This is a genomic window from Paucisalibacillus globulus DSM 18846 (assembly GCF_000482485.1).
Taxonomy (GTDB): domain Bacteria; phylum Bacillota; class Bacilli; order Bacillales; family Amphibacillaceae; genus Ornithinibacillus; species Ornithinibacillus globulus.
In genome coordinates this window covers 39,795-54,091 of record NZ_KI519439.1, presented here as the reverse complement: position 1 = coordinate 54,091, position 14,297 = coordinate 39,795, and the positions used below count along the sequence as shown (strand labels likewise).

Genomic DNA, 14,297 nt, shown 5'->3' with positions numbered 1-14,297 from the left:
AAGAGCGGTTGACCTCGGGAAAAGCATTATGTATATTCTAAGATGGAAATAACCGCCACATCCTTTGGTCAGGGGGCGGTTATTTTCTATTTAAAATGACGATCAGCGTTACTATCAATGTCAAAGTCGCTATAAATGCTACAACAACTTGTACCGATAGGGTTAGTGCTTCGAAAATCGTCATATTACCACCTCCTTCTAAAGGAGATGATCAACCGCCCACCATGCTTATATAATTGCTATTTTTATTATAGCATATCACCAATCAATACAGAACGTATATTCTTACTAAATTTAAATTAAATTACTATCCCTTAATAGCCCCTTCCGTCATCCCCTTAGCAATCCTCCGCTGAAAAATCCCATAAAGAAAAATCACCGGCACAATCGCTATTACCAGACTCGCAAATAAAGTTCCCCAAGCATTCGTATACTGCGCTTCATTACTTATATAATCAATCGCCAAGGCAAGCGTATAATTTGTTTTTGTTTGCAAGAAAATCAACGCCATAAAATACTCATTCCAAAACTGGATACAGTTCATAATCGTAACCGTAATTATTCCAGACATCGATAACGGGGTAACAATTTTAAATAAAATGCCATAAGGAGAGAGGCCATCAATCGCAGCGGACTCTTCCAATGATTTCGGGATTGTACTCATAAAGCTTGTTAGGACAAAGATGCTGAAAGGCAATTGGCTAACTGCATACACAATAACTAGGCCAAAAATATTATCTAGTAAATTCAAGTCATCTAGTAAGAAAAATAACGGAATCCACCCTAACACCATTGGAATCATCATTGCGGAAATAAATACGGTGAACAGCACCTTACTGCCACGAAAATTTATCCGTTCAATCGCATAGGCAGTGGGAGTTGCTAGAACTAACGTCAATATTGCCCCAAGAAGTGTAACAATTAAACTATTAAAAACACTTGTATCAATATTATAATTCGACCATGCTTGAGTAAAGTTTGCAAAATTAAATGTTTCTGGCCATCCCCATGGATTGCGGTAGATTTCTGCATTCGATTTAAAGGATCCTAGGAACATCCAAAATATCGGATATAGCACGGCAATTGTCCAAAGTATAAGCGGTATCCGTATGCCCGTCCTGCCCATTATTTCTCCAACACTGCGTCTCATGACCACCCCTCCTTAGTACTCTACTTTTTCTCTTCTCATTAAAAACTGGAAAAATAATACGGTTATTAGAGACAATACCAAAATCATCACACCAATAGTGGCACCGTAACCGAAATTATATTGTTTGAACGCTTGTTGGTATAAATAGGAGCCCATGACATGTGTGGAATTATTCGGCCCACCGCCTGTCATTACTTGTACAAGGATGAAGGAGCCATTTAATGTCGTGATGACGATATACAAGATAGACACTTTCACTTGTGGCCATACAAGAGGTAATGTTATTTTCCAAAACTGTTGCCATTCTGAAGCACCATCAATTCTAGCCGCTTCATAATAACTTTTCGAGATATTGGCAATCCCGCCCATTAACATCAACATAAAAAGCCCGATTCCAGCCCAAACAGCAGGAAGTATAATGCTTGGAAGTGCCCATTTTTCATCCCCGAGCCATGGCTTTACCCACTCTTCTAGTCCCAAAAACTCCAGACCAGAATTGACTAGTCCCAAACTAGGGTTATAAATAAACGTCCACAAAATCCCGATGACTACAACAGACATAATATTTGGAAAGAAGAACACGATTCGATAGAACGGTGCTTCTTTAATTTTCAATTGTGTAAGTGCAACCGCAAAGAACATCGCAAGAACCATAATCCCAATAATCTTTGTCACCACTAGAAAATAATCGTGGATAATGGTATCGGGAATAATCGTATCCTTAAACAGCTTGATATAATTGGCAAAACCAATAAATTCCCTATTACTAGACGATCCAGACCAATCGAAAAACGAATAATAAAGTCCACTAAACAACGGATACAAGGTAAAAATAGCAAACATAATAAATGTCGGAACTAAGCAGAAAGCCAAAAACGTATATTTTTGCTTTTTAGACTGTACCACCCGAATCACTTCCTTTGGGGGACAGTCCCCCATCACTGTACATCGTGAGGGACTGTTTCCCGATCTGTTATTCTAATCCTGCACGGTATTCCCCTGCTGCCTTCTCTGCTTCAGCAATAAATTCTTCTGCAGTCATATTGCCAAGCATTAAAGAGATCAATGCATTTCCAATTGGTGTTTCTAAATCGGCACTCATTGGATGTGGCTTTTCGTAAATTTGTACAACAGCTGGATCATTGATCATTGCATTTGCTTCGGTTAAGTATACTGGGACATCTTCATTTTGGGATAAGTCAACCCCATTTAAATTCATAATTGCACCCGTATGTCCGGAGAAGGAACTAGCATATTCTCTCGTAAAAACAAATTCTACAAATGCTTTAGCAGCATCTGGATTTTCTGCTTCTTCAGCAATTGCTAATGGACGTAAATCTGGTACAATCGCATACGTTTCACCTGCTGCATTCATTGGTGATGGAATAAACCCGAAATCAAATCCATCAGGAATATCATTTTTCATTTCATTCGGTAACCAGAATCCAACTGGAATAAAGGCATTTTCATGGAGCAGGAAGTTCATCTGAGACTGGGTATGGTTTAATGCACCTAAACCAGAATCAAACATGCCCTCATCCACCATTTTCTCGACACGGGTCATGATATCTAATACTTGTTCACTGGACCATGCGCCCTCTTTCCCAGTAATGACATCAGCTAATAGCTCCTCACCACCAGCTGCTGCAAAAGCAGGATAGAGCATCCCACGAAGGAAATAATACGGGTGTTGACCAGTCGTTACGAACGGGTCAATTCCTTCACCAGCTTTAATTTCACTCATGGATTCCATAAATTCATCAAAATTCGTCGGTATCGTATAACCATTTCCTTCAAATAAAGCCTTGTCATACCATGTACCCCATGTATCAAAAACAAGTGGTAACGAATAAATTTTTCCATCATAATTCGCTGGTTTTACAATAAAACTATCTGCAAGCTTATCTCCACCTTCAAGATCAATGCCAGCTAGCCAGTCAGTCAAATCCATTAACTGCCCGTCTTCCACCATTTGTGTTTCACTGGAACCTGCACCATCAATGTACACCACATCAGGCGGATCATTGGATACCCATCTGGAACGCATTTCTTCGTTGATATTTGGCCCGGCATGTTCGATGATATTCACATCTGGATATGCTTCTTTAAAATCAGCAATAACCTCTTTCCACCATGAATCACCGTAACCTCCAACAAAATACTGGATCTCCAAATCCCCGGCAATTTCTCCATCCGTACCAACATTTGAACTAGAATCGTCATCATCGTCCGAACACGCAACGGTAAATGCCATTAGAAAAGCCATCATTAACATCAGTAATAAACGCCTTTTGACTCTCACGAATTAACCCCCTTTTTATACTTATTTACAAAATCCAGGCGTAAAGTATTACATTCCACCCTTCTTTCTCAGTAAAAATATATGTACAACTTTCGAATACATGCTAGAAAAAATCTCTCCTACTTTTTTGGAAAACAAAGACATTCCGTTCTATTACTTCTTTTAAGCAATATATTTTATTAACTAGAGTTAGAAGGAGTGTTAACAATGTCAGGTAACTATATCGAGGTTGACCCTGGAGTCGAGCTTTTTGTGCAGGATGTTGGGGTAGGTGAACCAATCGTATTTATACCAGGATTTACCTTTACTACTGAGGTCTTTGAGAAACAAGTAGATTATTTTTCTAAGACAAATCGCGTTATCGTCATCGACCCGAGAAGTCATGGTAGGTCCACCATTACCGTCCATGGAAATGATTACGTCACACATGGTTCTGATTTAGCTAGTGTGCTCAAGCAGTTAGATGTAACCAATGTAACACTTGTTGGTTGGTCCTTTGGCTGTCTTACTGCATGGGAATATGTTAAGCAATATGGAACAGAACGTATGAAATCAATGGTTTTTGTGGATATGCCACCTAAGTCTTTATCCGTTCAGGCAGAAGATTGGGTTGAGGGGGCACTTGATGATATTGCCGCTATTTATACGAATTCTCTTAGAACCCCACAAGGGCAACGTGAGTTTATCGAGGCATACATAACTGGAGTAATGATTCAACGTGATTTAAATAAGGGAGAGTTAACTTGGCTAGTGGAACAATCAATGAAAACACCATACTATATTGCTGGTAACCTTTTTGCGTCGGGAATGTTCTCTGATTATCGAAAAGAGGCAAAGCAAGTATATGAGACACTGCCAACATTGACGGTAGTTGCCGAACACTGGGCAGAGACGGCGGTTGAATTTACAAAATTCCTTTCATTAGAAACCAAAATAGAAGTGCTTGGTGGGCATATGATGTTCTGGGAGCATGCTGAGAAGTTTAATAGTATACTAGAAAACTTTATTTCATTGAAGTAATTTGAAAAAGTGCCATTCCTCACCCTAATCTAGGGTAGAAATGGCACTTTGTTATGTATTATTTAGTTCCTCTAACAAGTCGATTAGCCTTTGATTCTGTTGAACTTGTATCTCGCTATTCGTTTTAATTGGATGGGTCCACACCAAGAGAAAAACTACGATAGCGATAGGAATAATTATAATAATCAAGGATATTAAAGAGCCAAAAATTCCTATACTAGACAATTTGTTATACACTCTCCTTCTTTTATAATGGACCATTAATAACAATCCGACACTATTAACAATAATCAATTGGTTTTTATAATCTCCTCGTAATATGTAACCGTGTAAAATCATTAAAAACCTACAATTTCATAATGCTTATTTTCCTGTATTTGTTTAAGAGGGACAAACCTTCTCTACTTTACTCTACGTTTCCTTACTACTATATCAATCAACATAGGAATAACAATAAGTAATGGAATGGCCATGGCAAAATAGTAGAAATTAAAATGGTTAGTCCCACTAGCATCAAATTCTGTCACAACCTGGTTCAACTTTCCCGTATCTGAATGAGCTAATTCAACATATTCTAATGTAGAATTCTCTAGAATAGTAGATGAATCTGGATCACCCCATAATGAATAGTCCATGTTCTCTCCATCTTCTAAGATAAATTCAAGCTGGTAATCACTTGGAGGCATATCTCCCCCCATTTATTCGACCTCAAATACTATCGTATAAGAGCCCTCCCCCTCTGCCCATTCGGCAAAAACTTCATATATATACCGTCCTGCTTCGTTAGGTAGAGTAAATTGATTCTCTTGAAGAGGAATTTCCTTATCCATAGCATCTTCGTTCCAAAGATATACAGACAAGTACGGGTCACCAGTTGTATTAATCGTGACTTCACTTTCTCCATCTACTAAAACGGGTTCCATATTAAATGCCATCTGATTTGGCGAAGGGGCATCAGTTGTAGAAGTTATAGAAGAAATACGACCTTTTTTTGTCCAACTAAAGCCTCCCATCGTCATACTGTACTGTTCATCACCAACTTCTAAAGATACAGGTGGTGGAGTTCCTACTGAATCTAGTTCCGGGTTCTGACTACATCCAACTAACAAAAAAAAATATTAAAATCATGAAAATTTTTTTCACTAAAAGCTCTCCTTTGACTATTTCGATTGAAAAAGTCCAAAGCCAACACCTGTTGGGTCCACTAAATAAGCTAGAAAGAATTCATCAAACTCCATTTTCTCTCTCACTACTTGTGCACCGTATTCTGTAGCTTTAAGAATCGTCTCCTCAATGGAATCCACTTCTATTTGGATCCTAGTACCATGTGGATAGTCACTAGGACCTTTGCTAATACCACCCTGAATAGAGCTACCGGAATCACCTTTTGTTGACACTGCCCAATAATCCCATTTTGGTTCTGCAATTTCCCAACCGAACACCGCTTCATAGAATGCTACTGCTCTTTCTGGATCCTGGCTACTAATCTCAAATCCTACAATTCTTCCCATAACAAACATCCCTTTCTTTTTCATAATAATTCCATAGTAACATGAATAGGTTTAAAAAATCAGATAATTCACAACATAAAAACCTAAGACTCTTTTCTTATCTATCTTGGATTGGTCTGGTCTTATCCTTTATAAAAATACCAATCAACAAGAGAATAACTCCTGTGAGAAATAAAAATGGAAATACATATAACATAAGCAATGCTGCAAAGCCACTTCCCTCAAGTATCGCATAACTAAACCCAATGGAGTAAGACAGGGGTGCAGATATTACTAAGATAATTGCAACACCCCATATCTGGCATTTTCTTTTTTTATCCTTACCCACACTGAATAAGTAAGCTATAGCAACACTTAACAAGGTAATGAGATATCCTAAATACATCTTCGCCTCCAGTGTAAAGCTACTCGGATCAATTAGATTCCTTATCCAATTGATGATGAGAAAAACCAATGGAATGAAAAGAAATATCGATATAGCAACTCGAATGCTTTTACTCATATTACCAACCCCTCTTTAAGAATCGTCATGTTATTTCAACATAAAAGGTGTGTTTCCTTCTTTAAGGAAAACATATATATAGGACATTTATAATGTTAAATCTTGAAGTGCAATGATGAATAATATAATACCAACAATGTAGAAAACAACTTTTTGGGCAACAATTCTGTTCTTCTTATACAACCGAAAACCACTTATCAAAAAACATAAGCTAAGTGACATGAAAAAGAGTGGAGCGACTACCATATTATCTGTAATGGCGAGGTAAACAAATAAACCCAAGGCTAGTACTGTAGTGACTATTTGTATAAGCAATATTGGTTTTAATTCAAGAACTTTCACTTATCAATAGACCTCCTTTTTATTGCTTTGTATATTACCAGTTTTCCTATTAACCTAATATTCCAAAATCAATTTGTAAAAAAGACCCATCAGTATGAGGTTTTCTTATTTCATTAACGCAACTTTTACTTTAAGTATAACTTCATTAGGTAAGATTAATTATATAGTAATTCACTATTATTAGTTACCTCAATAATATGCAATTCGGCATAGAAACGATTCAAAAATAATTTATGTTGTCTCTCATTTTCAACTTTCTCTAGATAAAATAGTGATCCAATAATTACAATCGAAATCCCTAATAATATCAGTGTATAATTTTTCATTTTAGCAATTGTTAATTGTCTCATAACACATCCCCCTGTTTTTTGCTCATATATTAAACAATCCTGTCCGCTAATAGAAAATTCAATATTTTATATAGCCACCTACATTTTACCATATAATGATACTGGACCTTGTTTTTCTAAAAAAACAAATAGCACCTTAATCCAAATGCTAACAATACCTGTTGTCATCATCGAATTGGGGTGCTATTTGTAATGTTTCTCTATGGTAACGGAACGATTTACTTTTTAAACACAACTTTAAACTCTTCACAAACAACAGGGAGTTTATCATGAAATGCTTGATCCGTTCCTTCTAACTCTTTCTTGAAGAACCATTCATGAACGTCTCGCCAATAGGTTAAAGAACGGTCCCCTTCTCCTTCTAAATAAGCAAATTCCTCTGTAACCTCATCGAATGGAACGATGTCAATAGCGGTTGTTTCAATTACGGCTACCGCTTTCTCGTCCCCATTAAGGATAATACTTAAGTCACCAACTTTTGGTACAGGCTCATTTTCCCCACCAAACAGGTTGAAATTCGATGCCGTAGCTGTTTTTGCACCCTCAAGGACTAATCCAAGCAGTTTATCAGCCAGTTCTTTAGAATTGCCAAATGCCCATGCTTCATACTTTTCTGGGGCGTTTGGATTAACTTTCTTATATGCTTCCCATAGTTCTAAGACTGATTTATTGTTCAACCTAAAACACCTAGCTTTCTACATAAATATGGATATACAAAGATTGTAGACAGAATGAATGATAATAACAGACCAAAGAGAATTCGTTTTTTTATAAATGACCCCGAAAATAAAACCTATTATTAATACATTCATACAGGTTAACAGAATCCCAGGACTTTCGAACAACCCATTCCTATACCATATTGGAAAATGAATCGTTAAAAATAGAAAAGCGGTAATCGTATTTGCCTTCCAAAAGGTAATCCGCTGCATTAGCTTCTTCAACAGAAAACCGCGAAATACAATCTCCTCTGTAATCCCAACTAGAATAATTACATTCAGCCACTTATCAAATCCTAGATTAAAATCCCATTCGGATTGAGTTAGGATCAGATTTTGTACGATGAAATAACTCACTAATAAGAGTGATATCCAACATGCCCAAACTAACCCCCTCCTGAAATCTTCCTTTAATCCCAAAAAGGAAAGGGGGGATTTCTTCTCAACAAATTTAATCAGCAAAATAACTGGAACTATCCACACGAAAACTTTGATCAACGCACCCAAAAACGCACTCAAGGTCGGATCCATTGCATTCAAAAAATCAACCAACAAAAGTTCACGAATTAGCCAAACGATATAAAAAACGATAAAGTAAATCCAGAAATAATGTTTATGTATAGAAGATGTAATGAGTTTTCCCCCCTTAAATAGGATTTTATAATACTTCTACTAAACTATTCCTATGTACATCAGCGAGTTCTAGTAGTTTTAACTTATTTTCTTCAATCAACTTCATCAGTCGTTTAGCCTCTTGCCATACTATTCTATATAATTCTCGATTAATCACATTTGAATCAAGTGCCTCTTCCAACTCGTCCTCATCCAGTAGGAAAACTTCTCCTGTTGGCAGTATAACAATATCCAAAAACAAATCATCAATTATTGGGACCCCATTTTCCACTTCGTATGGTTGGCAAATATCAATATACCACTGTACGATATTCCCTTTTTGATCAAAAGTGGTTGTCACCGTATGGTTATTACCAAAAGGAAATTGCCGAAGCCACATGTACCCATCGTCTACTAAACAGACTTCTCGTTCTCCATAGGAAACATGAAGAGGCTCGCTAACTTTAACCATATCAATTAAGGTAACATACCCAGTGAAGTTATCTGTGTCTAAATACTCTTGCGCATACCTCCGCTTTGTAATCCGCTGCCAATCTTGATGATTTCCAAACTTTCGCTTCAGCAAATCAACACTTCCTTTTCTTTTAAAGGTTTGAACGAATAATATTATGCAATCTAGGGCGTAATCGTAAAATAGCAGGCTTTCTACCAAAATGCACTCGGTTTGTTAATAGAATCACGTGTAACTCAACCTCCGGATCAAACCAAATACTAGTACCAGTAAAACCGGTATGACCATAAGAACGTTCAGAAAAATAATCACCACAGGACGAATAGGTTGGACTTTTCAAAATCCATCCCAGTCCACGATGTTCTGCATCAAAGCCTGTATAGTTTTTTCGTGATAGATGTAATGCAGCTTCTGATAAGATCCGCTTCCCATTATACACACCGTTATTCTCAATCATTTGTGCAAATTTAGCCAAATCTCCAATTGGAGCAAACAGTCCAGCATGTCCACTAATACCACCCATGGACTCGGTATTCTCGTCATGCACTTTGCCAGTTTTATAGTCCCCGAGCATTTCACTAAACTCCGTAACCGCATAACGTTCATTTGCAAAGGTAGGATTGTAACCCGTTTCAACCATTTCCAATGGAGTAAAAATCTCACGGCCAACAAAGTCTGTAAACTTTTCGCTGGTCACAGTCTCCACCACGTTATACAGTGTTATTAATCCAAGATCACTATAGACTACCTTTTCGCCTGTCGTATAATCTAGTGACTGTTTATATATACGTTCCAAAATCTGATTGGTATTCAAATTTTCCCTAAAATATTCAATATGTGATGGTAATCCCGACGTATGGGTAAGCAAGTGCCTTAAAGTTAGTTCTTCTTTTCCTGTTTGACCAAATGCAGGTAGGAAATGAGACACTCGATCATCCAATCGAATTTCTCCTTCATCCATAAGCTTTAAAATCGCTGGCAAAGTAGCAACGACCTTCGTCATCGAAGCAAGGTCAAAAACAGTATTAAACTGCATCGGTGCTTTTTCAGGGAAAACAACACGATTTCCAACCGCTTCCTTCATGATTACTTGACCTTTATGGGAGACATGAATAACAGCTCCTGGAATATGGTTCAATTCCACTTCATTTTGTAAAAAAGCAATTACTTTTTCCTGCATCATCCAATCTCCTTTTGATAGGCTTCATAACTTTTCCAAACGTCATAGCCTAATTTCCGATAAAAATCAATGAGTCCCGTCCAATCAATCACAATCTGGTTAACCCCTCGTTCACGAAGAAAAGCAATACCAGCTTGAACAATAGCTAGACCATAGCCATTTTTTCGTTTTTCCGAATCCACACCAAGTGGACCAACGCCACCTAATTCATGATTGAAAAGAGGTGCCCAGTTAATATTTCCCATTGTAATTGGAGACTTCGAATCATTTATTCTACAAAATCCAATAATTTCGCCGTTCTCCTTCAAAACAACAAATTCACGACCTGTTCCACCTTTTTCAAAATAATGGACCGCCTCATGCTCCCATCTACCAGGGAAACAGCGATGTAGAAAGTGTAGTAAATCTTCTTTCTCAGTTTCTTGTACGATACTAAATTCCACATTTGGTTTACTCGGCCAATAAATTTCTTCGCTAGAATCATAGGATCGCGTCATGTCTACATCTGATTGAAAATGCTTATAGTCTCTCTTCTCAAACCATGTTCTTGTTTGCTGATCTTCACTAGGAATTCCAGGAAGATAATGATACATATCCCTACCAAGAAGAATTTGCTTTAACCCTCTTTGTGTTAAAATGGCTTCTGCATGTTTAAGGAGTTCACTGCCAATTCCTCTATGACGATATTCAGAATCTACTAAAATGGCTTGTATCCAGCCAACATCATCCCGCATGTTTACTTGGGTCTTTTCTTTAAAGTACTTCACGATAATAAAGCCAATTACCTCATCATCGTCATTTACAACCATACGTGAACCTTCATAGGAAATATTTTTATCCAGAAAACTATTTTGTTTAAACAATTCTTTCCTCATTGGTAAACTAACGTGTAATTCCTTGTTCCACAAGGCAACTAATTCATCCAATCTTTCAATATGCCATGTCAAATATCTCATTTTTTATCCTCCTCAAGGTAGAAATTTCTCCACGTGCGGGGTTAGGTCATATACTTTCCTACCTACCAAAAATAAGCCAACCCTTATGGAGTTAGCCTATTTTCTTATTTTTTCTTGCCGTTTTGGGTAATAAAATTTATAGCGTCCCTTGTTACATCGATATATTCCACTGTCTCATCATATTTCAATGTAGCCACTCGCATGAACAAAATATCAATTACTTGTAATTGTCCGATACGAGATGAGGTCGCACCACTTCTGAATGTTGGCTCTCTTGTTGCAGAAGTATAGAGTCTAATATCTGCTTGTTCTGTCACTTTAGAGCTACCATAGCGGGTTAAACTTATCGTCTTCATCTTCTTTTGTTTCGCTAATTCTAAAACTTTTGCAACTTCATTTGTTTCACCTGAGAAAGAAATACCAACAACAACATCATCCTCATCGCCATTTGCGACAAGGGTTGCAGCCATATGAATATCTGAAAAGGCGTAGACTGTCTTATTGATTCGCAAAAACTTTTGCTGGGCATCTTGGGCAATAATCCCCGACGCTCCAACCCCAATAAAGTGAATCTTCTTCGCATGCAGCAATTGCTGTACTGCCTTCTCTAATTCATCTATCTGTATAAGTTCCGCTGTTTCCTTTATCGTTTGAATACTATTTGTCGTCATTTTTTCAATGATAGACTGTAATCCTTCATCCGGCTTTACATCACGGAATCCTTCATCTGTTGATTTTTGTAAATCCCCTGCGATTCGAAACTTCAAATCTTGGAATCCCTTCAAATCTAAAGATTTACACAGTCGAATAACCGCAGCCCCACTCGTATCACTTCTTTTCCCCAGTTCCTGAGCAGTAAGCTTTATCGCCTCTTCTGGCTGTTTAATAATAAACGCTGCAATTTTTTTCTCTGAGGGAGGTAACGTTGGTAACATTTCCGTCAGCATCGTTAACCCACCAGTCATATAGGACATCAAATCATCTCTTTTCTTAGAAAAACTCATATTCCCTGTTCTTTAGGGAATATGGTAGTTTTTCTTATGTCGGCGGAAAGGTTTTTTATATTTTCCTAATTACTTATATATCCTTTTTCATTACATGGAATTTCCGTGTAATATGAAATCCTGTTTTTAGATACAAATGGCCGGCAGAACTCTTTTCCCCTGTCCAAAGGAACCATGCATTATGTAGTCCCTCTGCCTTCATTTGGAATAAGCACTCATAAAGTAAAAGCTTCCCAAGACCTTTACCTTGTTGATTTGGATCCACACCGAATGGACCGAATCGTTCAGGTATTCCTTCATAACCGCCATATAAACAAAATCCTACCAATTCTTCCTGGTGTCTGGCAATTAAAACCCTTTCCATTTGTAATACTTGTAGTAAACCTTCCCGAATTGCCCGACCCCAGTCCGGGTTAAATACTTTATTCGCAAATTGTATAACTTCGTATAAGTCCTTATCTTCCGCAATAGAAATAGTATACCCTTCTGCTTCCCGCTTCTTTTTCAATTCCTTTATCTCTTCTGTTAGCTGAAAATCTAATAAATTACGGTCCATTGCAACTGGTGAATATAGTTTTTGGTAACCATTACTCTGCAAAAATTCAAATGCCTCTGGATACATTTCCTCATCTATTCCTGGTAAAATATAGTTTGGCGCATAAGAAGCAAAGAATATTGTTTTTCGATTCTTATCTTTAAAAAATGTTTCCACTTGCTTCAGTAATTCTGAACCAATACCTTGTTGGTGGTATTCAGAATCAACGAAAAAGAAGGTAATCCAGCCATTTTCTTCTTCTAGCTCTGTTCCAATCATCGGTAGAAGTCTCCGTAATCCGTAAACACCTCCTACTAACTTTTCTTCATCAAAAGCTAGACAAAGTCCTTTTGGATCAAAGTTAGCATCCAATAATACTAAATTACGAAATCGTTTAGTTGTTATTGGGTCTTTTGGTAGACTCTTGTTCCATAGATGAACAATGTTGACCTCGTCACCAGATTGATAGGTACGATATGTTAGCATGTAGAATCCCCCTCTATTGCTAATTGCCAGCGATTTCGATTGCTTTACGTACAAAGCCATTTGCTGATTGAATGGCATTCTTTGCTTCCTCTAATGATACATCTGCTTTTATCATTACAATTGCCGGCTTTACTTCATTATTCGATTGCTCTAATGTTTCCTTTGCTTTTTCATACGATACATTTGTAATCGTAGATACGATATTAATTGCACGTTGTTTCAGTTTATGATTGCTTACTTTTACATCTACCATAAGGTTTTCATATACTTTACCAATTTTAATCATCGTAGTAGTTGTTAACATATTGAGAATCAGTTTATGTGCAGTGGCTGCTTTCATTCTTGTAGAACCAGTAATCACCTCTGGACCTGTATCTACTTCAATATTTACTTCGGCAAATTGACTGATCACTGCATTTTTATTGCTAGTAAGACTAACTGTAGCAGCACCAATCTTTTGTGCATATTTTAAAGCCCCAACTACATACGGTGTACGGCCACTTGCTGCAATCCCAACTACTACATCTATTTCTGTTAATCCTTTTTCCTCTAAGTTACTTGCACCTAGCTCTTCACTATCTTCGGCACCTTCCACAGCTTTTTCAATTGCCTTCGTACCTCCTGCCATGACAGCTTGTATGAGGTCCGGGGGCGTACTGAATGTTGGCGGGCATTCCACAGCATCCAAGATCCCTAGCCTTCCACTAGTACCTGCCCCAACATAAAATAATCTTCCACCATTTTTCAAAGATTGATAGACCTTCTCCACTGCTCTCTCAACCTCTGGCAAAACCTGTTGAACGGCAAGGGCCACTTTCATATCCTCATTATTAATCACCGATAATATCTCCTCAGTGGACATATTATCAATTGTCATCGAATGCGTATTTCTCATTTCTGTAGTCAAAGCTGATAGTTTTTTCATTCGCATACCATCCTATTTTATTTCTTTTGGTTGATGGGAAGAGGGCATTGTTTGGTTTTGGCTGATGTTCTTGATTAACGGCCGATTTTTGCCAGTTTTGGCTGATGTTCTTGATTAACGGCCGATTTTTGCAGGATTTGGCTGATGTTCTTGATTAACGGCTGATATTTGCAGGATTTGGCTGATATTACCAATTAACGGCGGATATTCTCCAAATTTGGCCGATAATCC

The 14,297-nt window shown here is 37.6% G+C and carries 18 protein-coding genes; 1 reads left to right on the top strand and 17 read right to left on the bottom strand.

All coding sequences use genetic code 11. The features are described 5' to 3' along the window. Positions 1-307 precede the first annotated feature (307 nt). The 3 genes from K332_RS0118785 to K332_RS0118775 all read right to left on the bottom strand — a co-directional run bounded on the left by K332_RS0118785 (position 308) and on the right by K332_RS0118775 (position 3,404). A complete protein-coding gene (locus K332_RS0118785) occupies positions 308-1,150 on the bottom strand; it encodes a carbohydrate ABC transporter permease (protein ID WP_026908862.1) in 843 nt (280 codons plus the stop codon). Positions 1,151-1,162: 12 nt separating this feature from the next. Continuing rightward, the gene (locus K332_RS0118780; RefSeq protein ID WP_026908861.1) at positions 1,163-2,056 is read right to left on the bottom strand and encodes a carbohydrate ABC transporter permease; all 894 of its coding nucleotides are present in this window, start codon (positions 2,054-2,056) and stop codon (positions 1,163-1,165) included. Between the two features lie 67 nt (positions 2,057-2,123). Then, positions 2,124-3,404 (bottom strand): ABC transporter substrate-binding protein, encoded by a 1,281-nt coding sequence (locus K332_RS0118775; RefSeq protein ID WP_425414468.1) that lies wholly within the window; start codon positions 3,402-3,404, stop codon positions 2,124-2,126. A gap of 255 nt (positions 3,405-3,659) precedes the next feature. Between K332_RS0118775 and K332_RS0118770 the strand changes: the two genes are divergently transcribed. Continuing rightward, positions 3,660-4,472, top strand: coding sequence for an alpha/beta fold hydrolase (locus K332_RS0118770; protein WP_026908859.1), 813 nt, complete (start codon positions 3,660-3,662; stop codon positions 4,470-4,472). 401 nt (positions 4,473-4,873) lie between these two features. Here the strand turns inward: K332_RS0118770 and K332_RS0118765 are convergent, their stop codons facing one another. The 14 genes from K332_RS0118765 to murQ all read right to left on the bottom strand — a co-directional run bounded on the left by K332_RS0118765 (position 4,874) and on the right by murQ (position 14,072). Beyond that, positions 4,874-5,158, bottom strand: coding sequence for a hypothetical protein (locus K332_RS0118765; protein WP_156914232.1), 285 nt, complete (start codon positions 5,156-5,158; stop codon positions 4,874-4,876). A gap of 12 nt (positions 5,159-5,170) precedes the next feature. Continuing rightward, positions 5,171-5,581 carry a hypothetical protein gene (locus K332_RS22895; protein WP_051359533.1) on the bottom strand — a complete coding sequence of 137 codons (411 nt, stop codon included), beginning with the start codon at positions 5,579-5,581 and terminating at the stop codon, positions 5,171-5,173. Between the two features lie 51 nt (positions 5,582-5,632). Then, positions 5,633-5,983, bottom strand: coding sequence for a VOC family protein (locus K332_RS0118755; protein WP_026908857.1), 351 nt, complete (start codon positions 5,981-5,983; stop codon positions 5,633-5,635). A gap of 97 nt (positions 5,984-6,080) precedes the next feature. Further along, positions 6,081-6,485 (bottom strand): hypothetical protein, encoded by a 405-nt coding sequence (locus K332_RS0118750; RefSeq protein WP_051359532.1) that lies wholly within the window; start codon positions 6,483-6,485, stop codon positions 6,081-6,083. Positions 6,486-6,572: 87 nt separating this feature from the next. Beyond that, positions 6,573-6,827: a hypothetical protein gene (locus tag K332_RS0118745; RefSeq protein WP_026908855.1), complete on the bottom strand. Its 255-nt coding sequence runs from the start codon at positions 6,825-6,827 to the stop codon at positions 6,573-6,575. A gap of 155 nt (positions 6,828-6,982) precedes the next feature. Continuing rightward, positions 6,983-7,177, bottom strand: a complete 195-nt coding sequence (locus K332_RS0118740) for a hypothetical protein (protein WP_026908854.1) — start codon at positions 7,175-7,177, stop codon at positions 6,983-6,985. Between the two features lie 218 nt (positions 7,178-7,395). Then, positions 7,396-7,854 carry an ASCH domain-containing protein gene (locus tag K332_RS0118735; protein WP_026908853.1) on the bottom strand — a complete coding sequence of 153 codons (459 nt, stop codon included), beginning with the start codon at positions 7,852-7,854 and terminating at the stop codon, positions 7,396-7,398. Positions 7,855-7,872: 18 nt separating this feature from the next. Beyond that, positions 7,873-8,253, bottom strand: a complete 381-nt coding sequence (locus K332_RS0118730) for a CPBP family intramembrane glutamic endopeptidase (RefSeq protein ID WP_169727375.1) — start codon at positions 8,251-8,253, stop codon at positions 7,873-7,875. 301 nt (positions 8,254-8,554) lie between these two features. Then, the gene (locus K332_RS0118725) at positions 8,555-9,094 is read right to left on the bottom strand and encodes a ribonuclease FAU-1 family protein (protein ID WP_036689368.1); all 540 of its coding nucleotides are present in this window, start codon (positions 9,092-9,094) and stop codon (positions 8,555-8,557) included. A gap of 19 nt (positions 9,095-9,113) precedes the next feature. Beyond that, positions 9,114-10,160 carry a serine hydrolase domain-containing protein gene (locus tag K332_RS0118720; RefSeq protein ID WP_026908850.1) on the bottom strand — a complete coding sequence of 349 codons (1,047 nt, stop codon included), beginning with the start codon at positions 10,158-10,160 and terminating at the stop codon, positions 9,114-9,116. Further along, complete coding sequence (locus K332_RS0118715) at positions 10,160-11,116, bottom strand: GNAT family N-acetyltransferase (RefSeq protein WP_026908849.1); 957 nt, start codon at positions 11,114-11,116, stop codon at positions 10,160-10,162. The genes K332_RS0118720 and K332_RS0118715 overlap by 1 nt, the downstream gene beginning before the upstream one ends. A gap of 104 nt (positions 11,117-11,220) precedes the next feature. Beyond that, the gene (locus tag K332_RS0118710; RefSeq protein ID WP_026908848.1) at positions 11,221-12,090 is read right to left on the bottom strand and encodes a MurR/RpiR family transcriptional regulator; all 870 of its coding nucleotides are present in this window, start codon (positions 12,088-12,090) and stop codon (positions 11,221-11,223) included. Between the two features lie 103 nt (positions 12,091-12,193). Further along, the gene (locus tag K332_RS0118705; RefSeq protein ID WP_026908847.1) at positions 12,194-13,141 is read right to left on the bottom strand and encodes a GNAT family N-acetyltransferase; all 948 of its coding nucleotides are present in this window, start codon (positions 13,139-13,141) and stop codon (positions 12,194-12,196) included. 19 nt (positions 13,142-13,160) lie between these two features. Next, the gene (gene murQ, locus K332_RS0118700) at positions 13,161-14,072 is read right to left on the bottom strand and encodes an N-acetylmuramic acid 6-phosphate etherase (RefSeq protein ID WP_026908846.1); all 912 of its coding nucleotides are present in this window, start codon (positions 14,070-14,072) and stop codon (positions 13,161-13,163) included. Between the last annotated feature and the right edge of the window lie 225 nt (positions 14,073-14,297).

Coding starts and splice junctions, on each gene's coding strand:
- K332_RS0118785 (WP_026908862.1), bottom strand. CDS start 1,150: ATGAGACGCAGTGTTGGAGAAATAATGGGCAGGACGGGCATACGGATA.
- K332_RS0118775 (WP_425414468.1), bottom strand. CDS start 3,404: ATGGCATTTACCGTTGCGTGTTCGGACGATGATGACGATTCTAGTTCA.
- K332_RS0118770 (WP_026908859.1), top strand. CDS start 3,660: ATGTCAGGTAACTATATCGAGGTTGACCCTGGAGTCGAGCTTTTTGTG.
- K332_RS0118765 (WP_156914232.1), bottom strand. CDS start 5,158: ATGCCTCCAAGTGATTACCAGCTTGAATTTATCTTAGAAGATGGAGAG.
- K332_RS0118755 (WP_026908857.1), bottom strand. CDS start 5,983: ATGGGAAGAATTGTAGGATTTGAGATTAGTAGCCAGGATCCAGAAAGA.
- K332_RS0118750 (WP_051359532.1), bottom strand. CDS start 6,485: ATGAGTAAAAGCATTCGAGTTGCTATATCGATATTTCTTTTCATTCCA.
- K332_RS0118740 (WP_026908854.1), bottom strand. CDS start 7,177: ATGAGACAATTAACAATTGCTAAAATGAAAAATTATACACTGATATTA.
- K332_RS0118720 (WP_026908850.1), bottom strand. CDS start 10,160: ATGCAGGAAAAAGTAATTGCTTTTTTACAAAATGAAGTGGAATTGAAC.
- K332_RS0118715 (WP_026908849.1), bottom strand. CDS start 11,116: ATGAGATATTTGACATGGCATATTGAAAGATTGGATGAATTAGTTGCC.
- K332_RS0118710 (WP_026908848.1), bottom strand. CDS start 12,090: ATGTCCTATATGACTGGTGGGTTAACGATGCTGACGGAAATGTTACCA.
- K332_RS0118705 (WP_026908847.1), bottom strand. CDS start 13,141: ATGCTAACATATCGTACCTATCAATCTGGTGACGAGGTCAACATTGTT.
- murQ (WP_026908846.1), bottom strand. CDS start 14,072: ATGCGAATGAAAAAACTATCAGCTTTGACTACAGAAATGAGAAATACG.